Source organism: Ideonella sp. P3_A4 (assembly GCF_056403075.1).
In genome coordinates this window covers 1-19735 of sequence record NZ_JBFUGE010000063.1, presented here as the reverse complement: position 1 = coordinate 19735, position 19735 = coordinate 1, and the positions used below count along the sequence as shown (strand labels likewise).

General features: G+C 68.7%; 18 protein-coding genes and 1 riboswitch. Of the genes, 9 read left to right on the top strand and 9 right to left on the bottom strand.

From position 1 onward, the window contains the following. Together AC1DYI_RS09190 and AC1DYI_RS09185 are read right to left on the bottom strand one after the other, a co-directional pair. On the bottom strand, positions 1 to 784 hold a 784-nt coding region (locus AC1DYI_RS09190), incomplete at its 3' end, for an adenosylhomocysteinase (protein ID WP_477203793.1). A 97-nt stretch (positions 785 to 881) separates the two neighbouring features. Beyond that, positions 882 to 960: riboswitch (S-adenosyl-L-homocysteine riboswitch) on the bottom strand. A gap of 10 nt (positions 961 to 970) precedes the next feature. After that, on the bottom strand, positions 971 to 2197 hold the full coding sequence (locus tag AC1DYI_RS09185; RefSeq protein WP_477203792.1) for an aminotransferase class V-fold PLP-dependent enzyme: 1227 nt from the start codon (positions 2195 to 2197) through the stop codon (positions 971 to 973). 36 nt (positions 2198 to 2233) lie between these two features. On the opposite strand from AC1DYI_RS09185, the gene AC1DYI_RS09180 reads away from it, so the two are divergent. Next, a complete protein-coding gene (locus tag AC1DYI_RS09180) occupies positions 2234 to 3040 on the top strand; it encodes an HAD family hydrolase (RefSeq protein ID WP_477203791.1) in 807 nt (268 codons plus the stop codon). Here AC1DYI_RS09180 and AC1DYI_RS09175 read toward each other — a convergent pair. Beyond that, the gene (locus tag AC1DYI_RS09175; RefSeq protein WP_477203790.1) at positions 3037 to 4137 is read right to left on the bottom strand and encodes a DNA glycosylase AlkZ-like family protein; all 1101 of its coding nucleotides are present in this window, start codon (positions 4135 to 4137) and stop codon (positions 3037 to 3039) included. The genes AC1DYI_RS09180 and AC1DYI_RS09175 overlap by 4 nt on opposite strands. Positions 4138 to 4247: 110 nt before the next feature. After that, the gene (locus tag AC1DYI_RS09170; RefSeq protein WP_477203789.1) at positions 4248 to 4643 is read right to left on the bottom strand and encodes a hypothetical protein; all 396 of its coding nucleotides are present in this window, start codon (positions 4641 to 4643) and stop codon (positions 4248 to 4250) included. A 287-nt stretch (positions 4644 to 4930) separates the two neighbouring features. On the opposite strand from AC1DYI_RS09170, the gene purT reads away from it, so the two are divergent. Then, positions 4931 to 6133: a formate-dependent phosphoribosylglycinamide formyltransferase gene (gene purT / locus AC1DYI_RS09165; RefSeq protein ID WP_477203788.1), complete on the top strand. Its 1203-nt coding sequence runs from the start codon at positions 4931 to 4933 to the stop codon at positions 6131 to 6133. 48 nt (positions 6134 to 6181) lie between these two features. Here the strand turns inward: purT and metK are convergent, their stop codons facing one another. Continuing rightward, positions 6182 to 7360 carry a methionine adenosyltransferase gene (gene metK, locus AC1DYI_RS09160; protein ID WP_477203787.1) on the bottom strand — a complete coding sequence of 393 codons (1179 nt, stop codon included), beginning with the start codon at positions 7358 to 7360 and terminating at the stop codon, positions 6182 to 6184. A gap of 222 nt (positions 7361 to 7582) precedes the next feature. On the opposite strand from metK, the gene AC1DYI_RS09155 reads away from it, so the two are divergent. Next, on the top strand, positions 7583 to 8443 hold the full coding sequence (locus AC1DYI_RS09155) for a lysophospholipid acyltransferase family protein (RefSeq protein WP_477203786.1): 861 nt from the start codon (positions 7583 to 7585) through the stop codon (positions 8441 to 8443). A gap of 15 nt (positions 8444 to 8458) precedes the next feature. After that, a complete protein-coding gene (locus tag AC1DYI_RS09150) occupies positions 8459 to 9355 on the top strand; it encodes an LpxL/LpxP family acyltransferase (RefSeq protein ID WP_477203785.1) in 897 nt (298 codons plus the stop codon). A 39-nt stretch (positions 9356 to 9394) separates the two neighbouring features. On the opposite strand, the gene AC1DYI_RS09145 is transcribed toward AC1DYI_RS09150, so the two are convergent. The 3 genes from AC1DYI_RS09145 to AC1DYI_RS09135 form a co-directional block, all read right to left on the bottom strand. Further along, positions 9395 to 12070 carry an ATP-binding protein gene (locus tag AC1DYI_RS09145; RefSeq protein ID WP_477203784.1) on the bottom strand — a complete coding sequence of 892 codons (2676 nt, stop codon included), beginning with the start codon at positions 12068 to 12070 and terminating at the stop codon, positions 9395 to 9397. Next, positions 12067 to 13182, bottom strand: coding sequence for an ABC transporter substrate-binding protein (locus AC1DYI_RS09140; RefSeq protein ID WP_477203783.1), 1116 nt, complete (start codon positions 13180 to 13182; stop codon positions 12067 to 12069). Before AC1DYI_RS09140 ends, AC1DYI_RS09145 begins: the two co-directional genes overlap by 4 nt. A 298-nt stretch (positions 13183 to 13480) precedes the next feature. Next, positions 13481 to 14122 (bottom strand): YdeI/OmpD-associated family protein, encoded by a 642-nt coding sequence (locus AC1DYI_RS09135; protein ID WP_477203782.1) that lies wholly within the window; start codon positions 14120 to 14122, stop codon positions 13481 to 13483. A 67-nt stretch (positions 14123 to 14189) separates the two neighbouring features. Between AC1DYI_RS09135 and dapF the strand changes: the two genes are divergently transcribed. Genes dapF through AC1DYI_RS09120 form a run of 3 tightly spaced genes read left to right on the top strand, consistent with a single transcriptional unit; the run spans position 14190 to position 16723 of the window. Continuing rightward, positions 14190 to 15071: a diaminopimelate epimerase gene (dapF, locus tag AC1DYI_RS09130; protein ID WP_477203781.1), complete on the top strand. Its 882-nt coding sequence runs from the start codon at positions 14190 to 14192 to the stop codon at positions 15069 to 15071. After that, complete coding sequence (locus AC1DYI_RS09125) at positions 15068 to 15760, top strand: DUF484 family protein (protein WP_477203780.1); 693 nt, start codon at positions 15068 to 15070, stop codon at positions 15758 to 15760. Before dapF ends, AC1DYI_RS09125 begins: the two co-directional genes overlap by 4 nt. Before the next feature lie 3 nt (positions 15761 to 15763). Then, positions 15764 to 16723, top strand: a complete 960-nt coding sequence (locus tag AC1DYI_RS09120) for a tyrosine recombinase XerC (protein WP_477203779.1) — start codon at positions 15764 to 15766, stop codon at positions 16721 to 16723. Positions 16724 to 16729: 6 nt separating this feature from the next. Here AC1DYI_RS09120 and AC1DYI_RS09115 read toward each other — a convergent pair whose 3' ends face one another. Further along, the gene (locus AC1DYI_RS09115) at positions 16730 to 17308 is read right to left on the bottom strand and encodes a hypothetical protein (protein WP_477203778.1); all 579 of its coding nucleotides are present in this window, start codon (positions 17306 to 17308) and stop codon (positions 16730 to 16732) included. A 149-nt stretch (positions 17309 to 17457) separates the two neighbouring features. On the opposite strand from AC1DYI_RS09115, the gene AC1DYI_RS09110 reads away from it, so the two are divergent. Then, positions 17458 to 18849 (top strand): M48 family metallopeptidase, encoded by a 1392-nt coding sequence (locus tag AC1DYI_RS09110; protein WP_477203777.1) that lies wholly within the window; start codon positions 17458 to 17460, stop codon positions 18847 to 18849. Positions 18850 to 18961: 112 nt separating this feature from the next. Then, positions 18962 to 19735: outer membrane protein assembly factor BamB family protein (locus AC1DYI_RS09105; RefSeq protein WP_477203776.1), on the top strand; the 774-nt coding region annotated here is incomplete at its 3' end.

The window sequence follows — 19735 nt, the reverse complement described above, 5'->3', positions numbered from 1 at the left end:
GGGCGACCTTGCCGGCGATCATCACGTCGGTGGCGCGCTTGATCCCGTCGACCAGGCTTTCGCGGCAGCCGTACAGGTTGTCGAACTTGCTCTTGGTGACCGAGTCGTTGACGTTGATCGCGCGGAACAGCAGCGTGCCCTTGGCGCTCATCTCGTTCAGGCGGTGCACGCCGGTGGTCGTCTCTTCGGTCACACCGACGATCTGGGCGCTCTTGCGGGTGTACCAGTTCTTGTCGACAGCCAGCTTGGCCTTGATCGCGGCGAAGAGTTCACGCTCTTCCTCGCTGCCCGGGTTGGCCAGCAGCGAAGCGTCCTTCTCGGCACGTTGGCCCAGGTGCATCAGCAGCGTCGCGTCGCCGCCGTCGTCCAGGATCATGTTCGGGCCTTCGCCCTCRCTGAACGCGGGGCCGAAGTCGAAGATGCGGTGGGTGTAGTCCCAGTAGTCCTTCAGCGTCTCGCCCTTGTAGGCGAAGACCGGCGTGCCGGTGGCGACCAGCGCGGCGGCGGCGTGGTCTTGGGTCGAGTAGATGTTGCACGAGGCCCAGCGCACTTCGGCGCCGAGGGCCTGCAGCGTCTCGACCAGCACGGCGGTCTGGATCGTCATGTGCAGGCTGCCGGTGACGCGTGCGCCCTTCAGCGGCTGGCTGGCGGCGAATTCTTCGCGGATCGCCATCAGGCCGGGCATTTCGGTCTCGGCGATCTTGATCTCTTTGCGGCCCCAGTCGGCCAGCTTGATGTCGGCGATCGCGTGGTCGGGGGCGGTTTTCAGAACGGCAGCGTTCATGTCGGGGTCTCCGGTCGGGCAGGGGAAGGTCAACCCGCAGCAATGGCAGGTGAACGGAAACCGGTCAGGAGACACAGCCCACCCACGACACCATCGGTGCGGGTGAGCGCCGTTGCAAATGTAGGGTTCCGAGCCTGGGGCCTGGGGTACAGGGCCTTGCAACGCTCCTCGGAACGAAGGCGAATTCTAGCCCGCGCCGGGGAAGTCGGCCAAGGCCTGCGTGAAGCGCTCCACGTCCTCGTCGTCGTTGTAGGCCTGGGCCGAGAAGCGCCAATACAGACGATCGTCGATCGCCAGGATCTGCGCCTCGATCCGCGCTTCGGCCAGCAACCAGGTCTTCAACGCCATCGCAGCGTCAAAGCCACGGCCCAGCGCCGGTGGCAGCGGCAGTGTGACCATGCTGGCGACCATGTGACGGGGTGTCGTCCACGGCAGGCCCCAGCGCGCGGTCAGGTGCTCTGCGGTGCGCCAGGCCAGCGCGTGGTTGTGGGCCCACAGCGCGTCGCGGCCGCCCAGCGCCTCGTCGATGAACCGGAAACCRGCCGGGGCGCACAGAAACGGGGTCGGATCGCGCGTGCCGACCCAGTCGAACTCGGCGAGCCAGCCACCGGTGCTGCCCCACGAGATGACTGGCGGGTGCAGCCCGGCGCGGCGCTCGGGCGCGGCCCACAAGATGCCGGCGCTGCGCGGCGAGAACGCCCATTTGTGCAGGTTGGCGCTGTAGTAGTCGACGCCGAGCGACGGGATGTCGACAGCCAGCGCGCCGGGCGCATGAGCGCCATCGGCCAGCACGACAATGCCCCGGGCGCGGCAGGCGGTGGCCATCGCGGCCAGCGGCATCACCAGCGCGGTTTCGGGGCTGACGTGGTCCAGCACGGCGAGCTTGGTACGAGGTGTCAATGCTGCCTGCAGCGCGTCAACCAGCTCGGTCTCGCTGCGGACTGGAAAGGGCAGCGGGGCGGTGACCACCGTGGCACCGGCGCGCGCGGCGTGGTGTGCCGCCGCCCGCGCCACCGCGCCATAGGTCCGGTTGGTCACCAGCACTTCGTCGCCCGGCCGCAGGTCGAACGAGGCGAGCACCGCGTTGGCGCCCGCGGTGGCGTTGTCGACGAAGACGAGATCGTCGCCTTGGACGCCCAGCCAGGGCGCGATGGCCGCCGCAGCGGCGCGCAGGCGTTGGCGCGGACCACCGGGCAGCGCACGGTCCGGGTTCTCGTCGGGCCGGCCGATCGGCGTCAGCTCGCGCAGCAGGAAGCGCGCTGGCTGGCGCTCGATCTCGTCGCGCAGCGCGGCCTGTGCGGCCAGTACGGCACGCGGCGTCGCGCCCACGGTGCCGTGGTTCAGGTAGGTGATCGCGGGGTCCAGCGGCCACAGCGGCAGCAGGCTTCGGCCAAAGCGTGGTGGGGTCGACATGGGGCTGATTTCAGCATGCGTGGGACACTGCCGCGCATGCTGGATTCACCCCTCGCTGGTGCCGCCGGTTGGTCCACGGTGCCGCCGCAGCGGCTGGCTTCGTTGACCGGCGTGCTGACCGACATCGACGACACGCTGACGCGCGATGGTGCGATCGAACCGACGGCGTTGGCCGCGCTCGAACGGTTGGCGCAGGCCGGCATCCCGGTCATTGCCATCACCGGTCGCCCAGCCGGTTGGAGCGAGCCCTTTGCGCTGGCTTGGCCGATCGCCGCGATCGTGGCGGAGAACGGCGGGGTGATGTTGCGCCGCGCCGCTGATGGCACGTTGCGGCGCGACTTCGCGCAAGCGCCCGCCGAGCGCGTCGACAACTTCACACGCCTGCAAGCCTGTGCTGCCGCGGTGCTGCGCGAGGTGCCCGGCAGCACGCTGGCACAAGACAGCGCCGGCCGCCTGACCGACATCGCGGTCGACCACAGCGAGTTCGCCCACCTGAGCCCAGTGCAGATCGAGCACGTGCTGGCTGTGATGCGTGGCCACGGGCTGACGGCGACAGTCAGCTCGATCCACGTCAACGGTTGGATCGGCACGCACAGCAAGTGGACGGCGGCCGAGTGGGCGGTGCGCCAAACGGTCGGCCGAGCCTTCCTGCCCGACGAGTGGCTTTATGTCGGCGATTCGACCAACGATCAGCTGATGTTCGAGCGTGTGCCGTTGTCCGTCGGCGTGGCCAACATCGCGCGCTTCTGGCCGGAACTGCGCGTCAAGCCCGCTTATGTGACGGCCAGCGAGCGCGGCGTTGGCTTCGCCGAAGTTGCGGATGCGCTGTTGGCGGCGCGTTAGCTCGCGACGCAGAGGAACTCGGCCAGGCGCTGCCGTTCTTCGTCCAGTGCGCGGCGGAAGTCGGCGTCACGCGGCGCGCGGCCGGCGACATAACCGCAGTCCAGCTTGAGCCTGTCGTTGCTGACCGCGGCGTTGGCCCAGCCGATCACCTGGTCGCGCCACAGCAGTGGCAGCGCGTAGTAGCCGAGCTGGCGTTTCGGCGCCGGCGTGTAGGCCTCGAAGCGGTAGGCCCAGCCCCAGAAGTGCTCGAAGCGGCGCCGGTCCCAGACGACCGGGTCAAACGGCGCCAGCAGGTGCACGCGCTCGGGCGTTTGGTGCCGGCGCGAGGCCGGGTTCTCGCCGGCCGGCCAGTACCAGTCGACACCGTCCAGGCGCGCGTGGACCGACCGGGCCTTGGCACGCGCCAGCGCGGCGTTGCGCTCGCTGCGCCATTGCGGCACGCCGCCACACAGCAGGCTGGCCAATTGGCCTAGCCCCGCCGCCGGCAAGGGCGCGTACTTGGCGATCACGAGGTCGAACAGCGCGTCCATGCGGGTGTGCACATCAGCCTGGTCGAGCGGCGCATCGTGCGCATCACGTGCCGCGTAGACCCGCACGCCGCCGTCGCGCCGCGCTACGCGCAGCAGGCCGCGGTAGTGCATGCCATCGAGCAGCTGCGTGCTGGCGTTCGACGAGCCGCCGAACCAGTTGCGCGTCTTGCCGTGAGCGAAATGCGCGTCGACCTCGCGCGGGTGCACGGCGCCGTGTTCACGCACGAACGCCAGCACCTCGTGGGCCTGCTTCCAGCGTGCCGGCGTCCACGCCTGGCGCGGCGTGCGCGGGTGCATCAGCGCCAGGTGGCGGCGCGGCAGGAAGCCATAGTTGACGAAGAAATCTTCCTCGATCGCCAGCCGCGGGTAGCGCTGCTCGAGTTGACCGGCGGTGTAGCCCGCGACGCGGTGGCGCAAGGTCAGGTCCTGTGCACGCGCCGGCGCGCGGATCGGGTCGGCCTGCACGAAGCCCAGGCGCTCGATCGCGCGGGGCAAGGTGGTTGGCGTGAACAGACTGCGTGCGATCGCGTAACGGCGCAGATCGTCGAGGGTGGGGGAACGCGGCATGGGGTGATGATGCCTCGGGCGTCACCCCCAAAGCAAAACGCCCGACCAGGGCCGGGCGCGATCTGCGTGCGTTGCGTGCGCCACCAGCGGCGCCACGCAACGTCAGGCCGTCACTTCAGGGGGTTGCTCTTGCCACCTTGGGCGGCCAGCGCCGGGGGATCGCAGGCCGTCTTGACCTTGGTCAGCTTGACCGGGTTGATGACAGTCTGGAATGACAGGTCGTCACGCCATTCGGTCCACGAGCCGACGGCGCCCTTCACGGCGATCGAGTCGTTGCCGACGCCCGCAGCGTAGTTGCCGTAGATGTGGGTATGCAACTTCGTGCCGACAGTGACCTGCTGCCAGGCGCCGCCCCAGCCGGAAAAGGTCGTGCCGTACCACGTGCCGCCGGACACGAGACAGATCTGCTGAATGCCACCGACGCTGTATTGGCCCGGACCGATCGCGCCTAGCGCGAACATCGGGGCCATCGCAGCGATGGCAATGCAGGTGCGAGCAAACTTCATGCTGGACTCCTGAGTTGTTAGATCAAAACATCGGATGTCACTGATGAGCATGGTTCGCGCCGGCCAGTGACTGTCGGCGTTGGCCTTCGCGGTTCAGCCCGGTGAAGGTTCCATGTGGCGCACTGTAAGAATGTGATTCGGGATGTCACATCCCTAGCAGAGGGGGGCTCGCTGTCCCTTTTCTGGGGGGCTGCGGTACGGCTTGCGGACTGAGGCCTCTGCGGGCGGGGCGCCGGCGACAATTGGGAGATTGATCACTTTTGTCGGCATTTCGGCCGCGGCACACCATGAAACCATTGGGAACACCTCTTTCGCCTGCCGCTTTGCGCGTGATGTTGCTCGGCGCTGGTGAGTTGGGCAAAGAGGTCCTGATCGCGCTGCAGCGTCTGGGCGTTGAAACCACGGCGGTCGACCGCTACGACAACGCCCCCGGGCAGCAGGTGGCCCACCACGCACGCACCATCGCGATGAGCGACCCGGCCGCATTGCGTGCGCTGATCGAGGCCGAACGGCCCGACCTGGTGGTGCCCGAGATCGAAGCCATCGCCACGCCGGTGCTCGAAGCGCTGGAGGCTGAAGGCGTGGTGCGTGTGATTCCCACGGCTCGCGCCGCACGCCTGACGATGGACCGCGAAGGCATTCGCCGCCTGGCCGCCGAAACGCTGGGGCTGCCGACCAGCCCCTACCGCTTCTGCGACTCGCTAGCGGAGCTGCAGGCCGCAATCGACGACGGCATCGGCTACCCCTGCATCGTCAAGCCCGTGATGAGCAGCTCGGGCAAGGGACAGAGCAAGCTCGACGGACCGGCCGACGTGCAAAAAGCCTGGGACTACGCGATGGCCGGCGGCCGTGTCAGCCATGGCCGCGTGATCGTCGAAGGCTTCATCGACTTCGACTACGAGATCACCTTGCTGACGGTGCGTGCCGTCGGCGAGGGCGCTCAGGTGCAAACGCAGTTCTGCGCCCCGATCGGCCATGTGCAAGTCAGCGGCGACTATGTCGAAAGCTGGCAGCCGCAGCCGATGTCGCCCATCGCCTTGGCACGGGCACAGCAGATYGCTGCCACCGTCACCGGCAACCTTGGCGGCCGGGGGCTGTTCGGCGTCGAGCTGTTCGTCAAGGGCGACGAGGTCTGGTTCAGCGAGGTCAGCCCGCGCCCGCACGACACTGGCATGGTGACGATGGCGACGCAGTGGCAAAACGAGTTCGAGCTGCACGCCCGCGCGATCCTCGGGTTGCCTGTCGACACGCGGCTGAAGAGCCCGGGCGCGAGCGCGGTGATCTACGGCGGCGTCGATGCCCAGGAGGTCGTCTTTGACGGCGTGGCCGAGGCGTTGGCAGTGCCGAATTCGGACCTGCGCCTGTTCGGCAAGCCCGAGAGCTTCGTCAAGCGGCGCATGGGGGTGGCGCTGGTGCACGACGAGGATGTCGACGTGGCCCGTCGCCAAGCGAAGCTGGTGGCCAGCAAGGTCAAGCCACGCGCGGCGTGAGCAACAAAAAGGGCGCCCGAGGGCGCCCTTGTCGTTCAGCAGGCTGAATCAGCGGCCAGCGGCAGCGCGCAGTTCGGCGGCCTTGTTGGTGGCCTCCCAAGTGAACTCCGGCTCCTCGCGACCAAAGTGGCCATAGGCCGCGGTCTTCGAGTAGATCGGGCGCAGCAGGTCCAGCATCTGGATGATGCCCTTCGGACGCAGGTCGAAGTGCTCTTGCACCAACTCGGCCAGCTTCTCGTCGGAGACGACGCCCGTGCCTTCGGTGTAGACCGTGACGTTCATCGGGCGGGCCACGCCGATCGCATAGGCGACCTGGATCTGGCATTGCTTGGCCAGGCCGGCCGCGACGATGTTCTTCGCCACGTAGCGCGCGGCGTAAGCGGCCGAGCGGTCAACCTTGGTCGGGTCCTTGCCCGAGAAGGCGCCGCCGCCGTGCGGGCAGGCGCCGCCGTAGGTGTCGACGATGATCTTGCGGCCGGTCAGGCCGCAGTCGCCCTGCGGGCCACCGATGACGAAACGGCCGGTCGGGTTGACCAGGTACTTGGTGTCCTTCAGCCATTCCTTGGGCAGCACCGGCTTGATGATCTCTTCGATCACGGCCTCGTAGAACTCGGGCTTCATCTTGTCGCCCAGGCTCATCTCCGGCGCGTGCTGGGTGGACAGCACGACGGTGTCGATGGAATGCGGCTTGCCGTCGACATAGCGCATCGTCACCTGGCTTTTCGCGTCCGGGCGCAGGAACGGCAGGCGGCCGTCCTTGCGCAACTGGGCCTGGCGCTCGACCAGGCGGTGCGCGTAGTAGATCGGCGCGGGCATCAGCTCGGGCGTCTCGTCGCAGGCGTAGCCGAACATCAGGCCCTGGTCACCGGCGCCGATGTTCAGGTAGTCGTCGCTGGCGCGGTCCACGCCCTGGGCGATGTCGTTCGATTGCTTGTCGTAGGCGACCAGCACCGCGCAGCCCTTGTAGTCGATGCCGTACTCGGTGTTGTCGTAGCCGATGCGCTTGATGGTGTCGCGTGCGACCTGGATGTAGTCGACGTTGGCTTGCGTCGTGATTTCGCCGGCCAGCACCACCAGACCGGTGTTGCACAGGGTTTCGGCGGCCACGCGGCTCAGCGGGTCCTGCGCGAAGATCGCGTCCAGGATCGCATCGGAGATCTGGTCAGCGACCTTGTCGGGGTGGCCTTCCGAGACCGACTCGGAGGTAAAGAGATAATCGTTCGCCACGTTGCTTTGCTTTCAGGTTGCTGGTTTCGAGACTGGGCCGATTGGCTTGGCGTCGTCCCACTTGGCAACCTGGCAAGGGCGGCGAACGCTTTAGCGGTATTTGACAGGCCATTCTGAAGGGATTGGCCCGGCGGGTCCGGTAAAAACCGCCCGCGTCGCCCCGCAAGTTGTCCTCTTAACTCGGCGACAGACCGCGATTATAAAAGACGCCGACTTTCAAACATGACGTTGTTTATGCGCTGGCTGTCACGCTGGCCGCTGGCTTGGTTGCACACACTGGGTGCCGTGCTGGGCTGGGCCACCTGGGCGCTGTCCCCCAGTTACCGCCGCCGCCTGAACGCGAACGCCGCGCTGGCGGGCCTGAGCGCCACCGAGCGCCGCCAATCGATTGCCGAAGCCGGCCGCCTGGTGGCCGAGGTGCCCTGGCTGTGGTTCATGCCGCCCGGCGAGCGGCTGGGCGACCGGGTGAGCTGGCAGGGCAAGGCGCTGATCGACGACGCACTGGCCGCCGGGCGCGGCGTGTTGCTGCTGACACCGCACCTGGGCAGCTTCGAGGTCGCCGCCCGGGCCGCGGCCGAGCGCTGCGCCAAGCCGATCACCGTGCTGTACCGGCCGGCGCGCAAGGCCTTTCTGCGCGAGCTGGAGGAAACCGCCCGTGCCCGGCCCAACATGGCCACGGCGCCAGCCACGCTGTCCGGGGTGCGGCAGTTGCTGCGGGCGCTCAAGCGCGGCGAGGTCGTCGGCCTGCTGCCGGACCAGGTGCCGCCGCTGGGCCAGGGCGTCTGGGCGCCGTTCTTCGGCAAGCCGGCCTACACGATGACGCTGGCCGCGCGGCTGGCGCAGCAAACCGGGGCCGAGGTCGGCTTGGCCTGGTGCGAGCGTTTGGCCGGCGGCGCAGGCTACTCGATCCACATCGCGCCGCTGGACGAGCCGCTGCCGGCCGACCCGGTGGATGATGTGGAGGCGGCGCGCGTGATCAATGCCTCGATGGAGCGGGTCATCCGCGCCCTGCCGACACAGTACCTGTGGGGCTACAACCGCTACAAATCACCCCGTCGGCTCAAAGCCGACGCGGGCGGCTGAAGAACGGAGAACAAGATGGCATGGTTGGGGCGCATGGGTGCGCGGGCGTTGCTGGGGCTGCTGTGGCTGATCCACTGGCTGCCGATGGGCGCGCAGGCGGCGCTGGGCCGGGGGCTGGGCTCGCTGCTGCACGCGCTTGCACGGCGGCGCAGGCGCATCGCGCTGCGCAACCTGGCGTTGTGTTTTCCGACCTGGTCGCCGGACAAGCGCGCTGCGCTGGTGCGAGACCATTTCGGCTGGCTCGGCCGCAGCCTGATCGAGCGCGGGCTGATCTGGTATGCCCCGGCCAAGCGGCTGAAGCGCCTGATCCACGTCGAGGGTCAGGTCGATTTCGCCGAGAAGCACGACGGGCCGGTGATGTGGCTGGTGCCGCACTTCATGGCGCTGGATGTCGCCGGCATGGCGACCCAGCTGTTCCAGGGCCGGCGCGTGGCGTCGATCTACCAGCGCCAGAGCAACGAGGTGTTCGATGCGCGCATGCGCGACGGCCGGCTGCGCTTCGGCAATGCCGAGATCTTCTCGCGCCACGAAAAAGCGTTGCCGCTGGTGCGGGCGATCAAGCGCGGCTCGGTGTTCTTCAACCTGCCGGACATGGATTTCGGCGCGCGCGACGCGGCCTTCGTGCCGTTTTTCAACGTGCCGGCCGCCACCTTGCTGGCACCCGTGCGCATGGCAGGCAGTCTGGGCATGACGGTGCAGCCGGTGATCGCGGAGATGCTGCCGGGCGGCCAGGGTTACCGCGTGCGCTTCCTGCCGCCCTGGACCAATTTCCCCGGCAAGGAGGACGAGGTCGCCGCGACCCGCCGCATCAACGCCTTCATCGAAAGCGAGATCGCCCAGCTGCCGGCGCAGTACCTGTGGGTGCACCGCCGCTTCAAGACCCGCCCGCCGGGCGAGGCCAAGTTGTACTGACGACGGGGAAAGGCGCGCCTGCCGTCGGTGGCGCGTTGTTCACACGGCGTGCGCGGCGCCGTCTCGGTCCGCCGCGGCGGTTTCCAGTGCAGCGTCGATGACCCGCAGCGCGTCGATGATGTTCACCGGCTTGGTCAAGTAGGCAGTCGCGCCGGCGGCGAAGGCCGCGTCTTGCTGGCGCCGTGTCGCGTCGGCGGACACGACCACCGCCGGCGTGTCGCCGAACTCCGGTTGACGCCGCAACCAGCGCAGCAGGTCGAGGCCGCTGCCGTCGGGCAGGTGCATGTCCACCAGCGCGAGCTGGGGCCGCAGTTGCTCGATCAGCGCCTGGCCCTGGTGGATCGACTCGCACAGGTGCAGGCGGCAAGCCGGCCTTAGCGCGAAGAGGTCGCGCATCAAAGCGGCGTTCATCGCGTTGTCCTCCACATACACCACATCGCCCTGCGCTCCCGCCGGCCACTGCGCCGCCGCGATCGTGGCATCGGCGTGGTCCGCGTGGCCGCTGTCCGCAGCCGGCAGCAGGGCGCTGAAGCAGCTGCCCTCGCCCGGGTGGCTCTGCACCTCGAGGCGCCCGCCCATCAAGTCCACCAGGCGCTTGGTGATCACCAGCCCGATGCCGGTGCCGGCAATGCCGGACGACTCCAGCCCGAGGCGATCAAAAGGTGAGAACAGCCGCGCCAGCTGGGTTTCGTCCATGCCGCGGCCGGTGTCCTGCACCTGCACGCCGATCAGCCCGTCGGCGGCGCTGACCAGTGCCAGGCGCACTTCGCCGCCGGGGCGGTTGTACTTGATCGCGTTGCTGAGCAGGTTGAGCAGCACCTGGGTCAGGCGGGTCGCGTCGGCCAGCACCATGTGGGGCGCCTCGCCCGGGGGTGGCCGCAGCCGCAGCTGCATCTGGTCGGCGTGGGGCGACACCAGCCTCAGCGCGTCCCCGATGATTGCGCGCAAGTCCACCGCCCGGGTCGACAAGGTGATCTGACCAGACTCGATGCGCGACAGGTCCAGCACATCGTCGATCAGCTTGAGCAGGTGCCAACCGGCGGTCTCGATCCGCTGCACGCGCTCACGCTGGCCTGGGGTCAGTGCGTCGGCGCCCTGCATGCCCATCAGCTGCGCGAAGCCGAGGATCGCGTTGAGCGGCGTGCGCAGCTCGTGGCTGACGCGGGACAGGAACTCCGACTTCGTCCGGCTCGCGGCTTCGGCCCGTTCGCGCGCGAGCTCCAACTCGGCCGCACGCTGGCGCTGCGTCTGGTCGGTGGCGATGTACAGGAATCCGGTCAACTTGCCTTGGGCGTCGCGCACCGCAGTCACGGCCAATGACACCAGCAGGCGCGAGCCGTCGCGCCTCAGGTAGCTCCAGTCGCGCACTTCGTAGCCGCTCAGCCGCGCGATGGCCACGAACACCTCGTCGCCCACCACCGGGCGGCCGAATTGAGCCTGTAATTCGACGGCGCGGGTCTGCACCTCTTGCGGATCGTGAAAGCGTGCCAACGCCGGTTGCCCCAGCACGGCCGCGGCCGGCCAGCCCAGCATCTTGGCGGCACCGCGGTTGAACAGGCGCAGCACGCCGCGGGTGTCGGTGGCAATGAACGCCACCTCGGTCGCGGCGTCCAGCACCGCCTGAAGGTCGCGCCGCGCGTCACTGGCGCGCTGCTCCTGCTCCTGCAGCCGGTCCAGCAGTGCCCGCAGGCGCTCCCACAAGGCATGCGCCTCCTGGCTGCCGAAGTCCAGGTCGGTGTCCGGCGACTCGCCGTCCACCACGGCCTGCGCCGCCGTGGCCAGGCGCCGATAGCGCTCGGCCACCCGGCGCGCCAGGCGCAGGGCCGTCAGCACCGCCAGAGCCAGTGCAGCCGCCACCGATATGCCGGCGACGATGCCGACGCGCCACAACGGCGCCATCAGGCGTGAACGCGGCTGCGCCACCAGCACCGTCCAGCCCGTGGGCCGCGCCAGTGCCGCATCGGCCAGCCAGCGTTCGCCGCTCAGGATGATCTCCCCCCGCGCCGGTCCCTTGCCTTCCAGCGCGCCGCGCACCAGCGGCAGGTCGCGCAGGTTTTCTTGCCAGTTGGCCAGGTTCGGGTCGGGGTGCGCGATCACGTGGCCCTTGGCGTCGAGCACGATGACCACCGTGTCCTGCTGGCCGGCAAATTGCCGCAGCTCCTGCGCCAGGTCCGTCAGCGACATGTCGGCCACCAGCATGCCGGTGCCTGCAGGCACCGCCAGCGCGGCCGTCACCCGGCCGCTGAAGGGCGACAAGAAGGTGTCGGACCAGACCGGGCCTTGGCGCTCGCGGGCAGTGGCGTAAAAGGGCCGGGCGGAGAAATCCAGCCCCTGCATGTCGGCGGCGTGCGCTCCCGCATTGGTGCGCAGGCCGGCCGCTTGGGTGACACCCTGCGCGTCCGTCAGGTACACGGCTTCGAAGGCCGGCGTGGCGTCCAGCGTCTCTTGCAGCACCTGGCGTTGCCACGGTGCCGGCTTGCCGGGTGACGCCAGCAGGCGGGCGGCCAGCTGCAGCGAGCGCTGCGGCACCGTCAACACGGCTTCGAGTTGGCCGCGCATGGCCGTGGACATGCGTTCGTTGTCGTGCTCCAGCTCACGCAGCGCCTCGGGCACCGCCAGYGCGCTCCACAGCAAGGCCGCCGACAACAACGGCAAGGCCGCCACCAGCGCAAATTGCCACGCAAAGACGCTGTGCAGCGCGACCCGCTGTTTCATGAGCGCAGCGCGACGAAGCGACCGGCCCGGACCTCCGTCACATGCAGGGGCCGCTCGGTGTCGCCGTTGGCGTCCAGCACGATGTCGCTGTACAGCCCGGGCCAGCGCCGCCCTGGTTCGGACAGGGCCTGCCGCAGGTTTTGACCTTGGGCCTGTTGCGCCAGTGCCGCCGCCCCCACCATCACCGCCTCGTACGACTGGACGGCGGGCGTGCCGGGGTCTTCACCGAAGCGCTCGTGGTAACGCTGGCGGAACGCGATGTAGGTCGGAGCCGAACTCTCCAGGTCGAGCGCTTGCAGTGCGAGGCAGCCCTCGACCGCGTGGCCACCCAGCTGCAGCAGGCGCGCGTTGGCCGCCCAGGGCGTGACGGCCAGCCCAATGTCCGGCTGCAGGCGACGCAGTTGCTGCGACGCCAGCGCGGAATCGCCAACCCCGGCCACCATCAGCACTGCCTGGGGCTTGTCCGCCAGCAGCGCGCCGGCCAGCGCGGTGAAGTCGTTGCTGCTGCCATCGAAGCCCTGCTCGGTCGTGACACTGGCACCGCCGCCGCGCAGGCGCTCGCCGAACGAATGGGCGAAGCTCTCGGAATAGGCGCGGTTGCGCCGGTCCATCAGCACCGCCACACGCCGCTGGCCGCGCGACAGCATCAGCTCAGCCAGTTGTCGGGCACCAACGGCCGCACCGGCCGCGACGCGGAAGAAATGGTCTGCCTTGCCGCTCAGCTCGTCGCTGGTGGCGGTGGGGCTGATCAGCACCAGCTTTTCCTTTTCGGCCAGCGGCAGCACGGCGACCGCGACCGAGCTGGTCATCGGGCCGACCACGAACGCCACCCGCTGCGCCGCCAATGCCTGCAGCGCTGCGCGGGCCTTGCTGTCGTCCTGCTGGTCGTCTTCGACCCGCAGCTCGAAGTGGCGGGCCGTGTCCTGGCCGTTGAGGGTTTCCACCGCGAGCAAGGCGCCGTTGCGGCCGTTGACCCCGAGCTCGGCCACGCTGCCCGACAAGCCGCCGATGAAGCCGATGTGCACCTGTTCCGGCGTGCGCCGGCAACTGGCGAGGCCCAACGTGGCCAAGCCAAGGAGCAAGAGGTGCCGACGGTGGAGGACGGGCTTCATCTTGTCCGCCGCATGTGGGATGCGGGGTGCGTTGATGCAACCTTACGCCGATTCATAAGCCCTGCCGTGCAAATGCGCCGGGTCTTGGCCGCGTCGGGCGCAAGAAGGCACACAAGGCCCGCCCAGAGGGCGGAGCCGGGTTGTCTGAACAAGAGCAGGGGAGGCGCCACCGGACCCGGCAGTACATAGCCGCCGGGCCGGCCGCGATGACAGCGTATGAGAGGCAGTGTGCGCCGCACCGGGCCGGTCGGACACTGTCAGCTCTGACAGGGTACCCAGGCACCGGATTTGCACGGCCTCAGCAGTTCTCGTATTTCCAGTTGCGCCGCTTGCCCTCGGCCAGCCATTCCAGCGCCTGGGCCAATCGGCGCTCACGGGTAGCTGCCTGCTTGGCCTCGGCCAGCCACTCGACGTATTCACGCTGCTGGCTGGGTGGAAAAGCCTCGAAATGGGCCTGTGCCGCAGGGTGGCGTGCCAGGGCCTCGCGGAAGAAATCGGGCGGAACGGCCGGCGGCTTGGGCTCGGCCGAGCGGCGGTTGCTGCGCGGCGGCGCGCCAGCATCGACCAGTGCCGTGGCCTGGCGCACCAGGGTCTTCAGCTGGGCCGCACTGGGCAGGTCCTTCGGGCTGGTCAGTCGGCCGAACTGGCCCATCGCCTCGCCCGCCTTGTCGGTGCCGGCCACCTCTTCGCCTTGCCAGAAGCCGAACGTCGCGTGGGCCTTGAAGGCGGCCATGTTGGCCAGGATGCGGCCGCCGTACATGAAATGCGGCATGCCCCATTTGATGGTCTCGGTGATTCCCGGGTGGGCGGCATGCACGCCGTCGCGCAACTTCTTCAACAGCGGCTGGGCGAACTCGGCGGTGCGCTCGATATAGGCGTCGACGCGGGGATCTCTGCGGGGGCCTGTGGCGGTGGCTTGGGGCTTGGCGGCGGCGGGCATGTGGCGATTGTGGGCAGCCCGGCAGACGCTGGGGAGGGGGATCGCCCCAACGCTGATAATCGTTGCCATGCGTGTTCGCTTCACCAAGATGCATGGCGCGGGCAACGACTTTGTCGTGCTCGACGCCACCCAGGCGCCGCTGGCCCTGGAAACGGCCCAGTTGCGCCTGTTGGGCGACCGCCGCTTCGGCGTCGGCGCCGACCAGATCCTCGTCGTCGAGCCTTCCACCCAGCCGGGCGTGGATTTCCGCTACCGCATCTTCAACGGTGCCACCGGGGCCGAGGTCGAACACTGCGGCAACGGCTCGCGCTGCTTCGTGCGCTATGTGCGCGAGCACGGCCTGACCGACCGCGACACCATCCGCGTCGAGACGATGAACAACCTGCTCGAGTTGCGACAACAGCCCGACGGCCGCGTCACGGTGGACATGAACAAGCCGGTGTTCGAGCCGAGCCGGGTGCCCTTCAATACCGAAGGGCTGGCTGCGCGCGAGACCAATGCCTTCGCGCTGTGGCCGCTGGACCTGCCCGACGACCGGCGCGCCCGCCGCGCCGGCACGCGCGAGGTCGAGGTGGCGGTGCTGTCGATGGGCAATCCGCATGCGGTGCTGCGCGTGGACAACGTGGCAGAGGCGCCGGTGGGCGAACTGGGCCCGATGATCGAGGCGCACCCGCGCTTTCCGCGCAAGGTCAACGTCGGTTTCATGCAGGTGCAAAGCCGCACGCAGATTGCGCTGCGGGTGTTCGAGCGCGACGCCGGCGAGACGCTGGCCTGCGGCACCGGCGCCTGCGCGGCCGTGGTGGCCGGTATTCGCCTCGGCTGGCTGGATGCCCAAGTCGATGTCGACATGCGCGGCGGCAAGTTGACCGTGCAATGGGCTGGTGGCGACGCCCCGGTGCTGATGACCGGCCCGGCCGAAACGGTTTTTGAAGGGGAGATCGAGCTGTGAGCGTGAATACCGGGGTGCAGGGCATCACTGAAGAAGACATTGCTGCCTATCTGGCCAACACGCCTGGCTTCTTCGAGCGCCAGGCCGAGTTGCTGGCGAGCGTTCAGCTGGCCAGCCCGCACGGTGGCCGCGCCGTCTCGCTGCAAGAGCGGCAGATGGAGATGCTGCGCGAGCGCATCAAGGGCCTGGAGCGCCGCATCATCGAGATGATCCGTGCCGRCCACGACAACGAGGCGCTGGTCGGCAAGATGCACCGCTGGACCCGCGCGGTGATGCTGGCACGCAGCACCATCATGCTCGGCCAGGTGCTGATCGAAGAGCTGAAGCACGAGTTCATGATCCCGATGGTCGCTCTGCGGCTGTGGGGCGTGGCGCCTTCGCACAACGGCCTGCCCTGGGCTCAGCCGGTCAGCGACGATCTGAAGACCTTTGCCGCCAGCCTGGCTGCACCCTATTGCGGCCTGAACAGCGGCTTCGAAGCCGCGCACTGGCTGTCCGCCGATGGCACACCGGCTCAGTCGATTGCGCTGATCCCCCTGCGTCTCGGCACCGCGAGCGGCGAATGCTTCGGCCTGCTGGTGCTGGGCTCGCCCGATGCGCTGCGCTTCCAGAGCGACATGGGCACCGAGTTCCTGCAGCAGGTCGGTGACCTGGCCAGCGCCGCGATGGCGCGCGCATTGGCGGACTGATGAATGGGCGACCTTTCGTCGCCTGACCTCGCGCCGGCCGCCGCCTCGCTGCCCGAGCCGGCGCTGCGCTACCTGAGCCACCTGCGCACCGAGCGCCGCGTTGCTGTGCGCACGTTGACGCTGTACGCCGACGCACTGACCCGCCTGGTGGCGGGCGCAGACGCAATCCACATCGCTCTGAACGCGCTGCAGCCGCACCACGTGCGCATGCTGCTGGCGCGCGCCCACGCCGGTGGCTTGTCGCCGCGCAGCCTGTCCTTGCAGTTGTCGGCCTGGCGCGGCTTTTACCGCTGGTGGGGGCTGCAGGGTGGCGTCAAGCTGAACCCGGTCGAAGGTGTGCGGGCGCCGAAGGCGGCCAAGCCGCTGCCGAAGGCTTTGCAGGTCGACCAGGCGGTGGCGCTGGCCAACCAGCTGCCCGAGCACAGCGATCCGGCGCTGGCCGCGCGCGACCATGCGATCGTCGAATTGCTCTACGGCAGTGGGCTGCGCGTGGGCGAACTGGTCGGGCTGGACTGCCAGGCCGGCGACGCGGCGGCCGGCTGGGTCGACCTGGCCGATGGCAGCGCGCAGGTGCGCGGCAAGGGCTCGAAATGGCGCAGCGTGCCGGTCGGCAGCGCTGCACGCGACGCGCTGCAGGCCTGGCTGGCACTGCGGCCCGGCGTCGCGTCAGCCGGCGAGGTTGCGCTGTTCGTCAGCCAGCGCGGCACGCGGCTGTCGACCAGCCAGGTGCGCACGCGGCTGAAGACGCTGGCGCTGCAGGCCGGCTTGCCAACCTCGGTCCACCCGCACATGCTGCGCCACAGCTTTGCTTCGCACCTGCTGCAGTCCAGCGGCGACCTGCGTGCGGTGCAAGAGCTGCTGGGCCACGCCAACATCAGCACGACCCAGGTCTACACGAAGCTGGACTTCCAGCATCTCGCAAAGGTCTACGACGCCGCCCACCCACGCGCGAAGCGGCGCTGACGCGGCTTACTGCTGCGGCTTGTTGTTGACGGCGTGCATCAGCGTGATGCGGCTGCCGTCGCCGTCGGCCGAGACGTTGACCGTGGTCGACTCGTTGCCCTTGGGGTCGCTGATCATCAGCGACATGCCGTTGTCTTCGGCGGCCGAATCGATGACCGTCGTGCCGGGGCCGGCGGTCGACTTCAGCTTGTCGCGGTACCAGCCGGACACGGTTTTCGGCGCGTCGGTGGTGGCCAGCTCGAGCGACACCATCTCGCCACCATCGTTCTTGATCCGGGTGCCGCCCTTGTCGGCCGGCTTGGCGCCGGGGTAGAACGGGATCTTGACGTCGGCTTCGCTGAGCTGGGCCGAGCCCATCTCCATCTTGAAGGCCTTGCCGTGTTCGTCGGTGCCCTCGGCGGTCATGCCGCCTTTGGACAGGTCGACCTTGGTGTTGCTGCCGTCCTTGTTGATCTGCGACTCGATGTACTTCTCTGTCGCCTTCTCGGTGGCGATCTCGCTGACCTTGCCGCAGCCGGCCAGGGTGGCCAGCGCGGCGGCCAGGCCGAGGGTCGTCAGCGTGCGGTTCAAGTGGGTGGTGGTCATCGCGGGGTTCCTCCTGTGTGCCATTGGCGCAAATTGTGACGGTGCACAACGCGTGGGCAGCACCGGCGGTGGACCTGAAACTAGGGGCAGCGTCGCGGAGGTATCAGCGCGCTGACAATCGCGCCTTTCGATTTCCGCCCGAGGACGCGATGCACTCCACCGCTACTTCCTGGCGCACCCTGGCCCGACGGCTGATCGGCGGCGGGCTGTGGTGCGCGCTGGCCTGGTTGACCACCCCTGGCCTGGCCAACGCCGCTGACGAGGCCGCGGCCCACGCCACGCCGRCTGCCCCCGCCGCCAGCGTGGCGGCGCCGCGCTTTCCGGTGCGTGCGGTCGATGCCGACTGGCGTGCCACCTTGCCGCGCGAGCCCGAGGCCGCCACACGCGCCTACCTGGACCGCCTGTCGCCCGAGGCCCGCGCCCAATCGGACGCCTACTTCGAGGGTGGCTACTGGCTGATCCTGTGGGACACGCTGCTCGGCCTCGCCGTGGCTGCGCTGCTGCTGTGGACACGTCCGTCGACAGCCATGCGCGACTGGGCCCGCCGTGTGGCGCGCTGGCGTTGGCTGGCCGATGCGCTGTACGGCGGCTTCTACGCCATCGCCACCTGGGTGTTGACGCTGCCGCTGACGATCTACGAGGGCTTCGTGCGTGAGCACGCCTACGGCATGGCGACACAGGACTTCGCGGCCTGGTTCGTCGAGCGTCTGGTCCAGCTCGCCGTGGTGACGCTGGTCATGGCGCTGTCGGTGTCGGTGCTGTACGCGGTGCTGCGCCGCACCGGCGACCGCTGGTGGATGTGGGCGACCGTCGTGACGGTGTCGCTGTCGGCATTGGGTTCGTTGGTGGCGCCGGTCTGGATCGACCCGCTGTTCAACACCTACAAGCCGGTTGAAGACGGGCCGATCAAGCGGGCGGTGCTGGCGATGGCGCATGCCAACGGCGTGCCGGCCGACAACGTCTACGAGTTCGATGCGTCGCGCCAGACCACCCGTGTCAGCGCCAACGTTTCGGGGCTCGGGGGCACCGCGGCTGTGCGGCTGAACGACAACCTGTTGCGGCGCTCAACCGAGAGCGAAGTCCGTGCGGTGATGGGCCACGAGATCGGCCACTACGCGATGCACCACGCCACCAAGTCATTGGTGATGCTCGGCGTGCTGTTCCTGGCAGGCTTCTCGTTTGCTGCCTGGGTGATGCGACGGCTGCTGGCCCGTTTTGGTGCGCGCTGGCGCTTGCCCAGCGGGCCCGAGGGCGTGGCCGATGTCGGCTCGCTGCCCTTGCTGGTGGCGGCCCTCGGCTTCTTCATGTTTGTTGCCACGCCCATCACCAACACCATCACGCGGACGATGGAGGCAGAAGCTGACATGTGGTCACTCAATTTGGCGCGTGAACCGCTAGGCTTGTCTGAAGCGATGCTCAAACTGGCCGAATACAGAAAGACCGAACCAGGGCCGGTCGAAGAGTTCATCTTCTTCGATCACCCGAGCGCGCGCAGCCGCATCCTGATGGCCATGCGCTGGCGCGAGCAGCAGCTGCCATGAGGGATCGACGAGGGCACCACCGGAACGAGGGGGAATGCACCCCACGCTTCGTCCATAGACTCGCCGGCGCAGTTCAGCCCACTTCCCACTCCCTCCTCTGAGCAACACCCCCATGAGCCTGATGTCGTCTTCAACGCGTGCCTCTGTTCGCCGCTCCCTTCGCGCCACCGCCGTGGCCCTGGCCGTCTGCGCCGCCACGGCCGCCCAGGCCCAGTGGAACCAGGACGGCTACGACGCCAGCAAGAGCTTCGCCAACACCGCCGAAGCTACGCTGACGCGGCAGAACGCCGGCCAGCTGACGCAGAAGTGGCAAACGATGATCGGCCAGTTCTACGCCAGCTCGGCCACCCAGGCTGGCGGGCGGCTGTTCATCTGCTCCAACCTGTACGGTGTCTCGGCCCAGTCGCCGGATACCGGTGACATGCTGTGGAGCCAGCCGGAGGCCGGTGTCGGCGATTGCGGCAACCCGGCACTCGCCGGCACCGCCGCCTACCTGGTCAGCTCGTCGTTCAACACGCCTTACCGCAACGTGCTGACCGCCGTCGACCAGGCTTCGGGCAACGTGCTGTGGTCGTCCGACCTGCCGGCCGGCTCGGCCTACCTGAACCTGGGCTTCGGCCCGGCCCTTCACGGCAACCGGCTGTACGTCAATACCGGGCGCAGCGCGGTGATGGCGGTGGACACCGCAGATGGCCACGTGGTCTGGGAGGCCAGCACCGGTGGCGACGCGGTGATGAACAACGACGTGGCGGTGGCCAACGGCCGTGTCTTCACCACCACCTGGCACAACTGCTGCGAAAACAACCTGCGCCAGGTCTTTGCGTTCGACGCTGCCACCGGCGCCTCGCTGTGGGCCAGCGATGTCGATGCCAGCAACATGCAGTAC

Bases quoted from the DNA above. Each gene is read 5' to 3' on its own strand.
- AC1DYI_RS09180 (WP_477203791.1), top strand. From the start codon at position 2,234: ATGCTGGATTCACCCCTCGCTGGTGCCGCCGGTTGGTCCACGGTGCCG.
- AC1DYI_RS09175 (WP_477203790.1), bottom strand. From the start codon at position 4,137: ATGCCGCGTTCCCCCACCCTCGACGATCTGCGCCGTTACGCGATCGCA.
- AC1DYI_RS09170 (WP_477203789.1), bottom strand. From the start codon at position 4,643: ATGAAGTTTGCTCGCACCTGCATTGCCATCGCTGCGATGGCCCCGATG.
- AC1DYI_RS09155 (WP_477203786.1), top strand. From the start codon at position 7,583: ATGACGTTGTTTATGCGCTGGCTGTCACGCTGGCCGCTGGCTTGGTTG.
- AC1DYI_RS09150 (WP_477203785.1), top strand. From the start codon at position 8,459: ATGGCATGGTTGGGGCGCATGGGTGCGCGGGCGTTGCTGGGGCTGCTG.
- AC1DYI_RS09140 (WP_477203783.1), bottom strand. From the start codon at position 13,182: ATGAAGCCCGTCCTCCACCGTCGGCACCTCTTGCTCCTTGGCTTGGCC.
- AC1DYI_RS09135 (WP_477203782.1), bottom strand. From the start codon at position 14,122: ATGCCCGCCGCCGCCAAGCCCCAAGCCACCGCCACAGGCCCCCGCAGA.
- dapF (WP_477203781.1), top strand. From the start codon at position 14,190: ATGCGTGTTCGCTTCACCAAGATGCATGGCGCGGGCAACGACTTTGTC.
- AC1DYI_RS09120 (WP_477203779.1), top strand. From the start codon at position 15,764: ATGGGCGACCTTTCGTCGCCTGACCTCGCGCCGGCCGCCGCCTCGCTG.
- AC1DYI_RS09115 (WP_477203778.1), bottom strand. From the start codon at position 17,308: ATGACCACCACCCACTTGAACCGCACGCTGACGACCCTCGGCCTGGCC.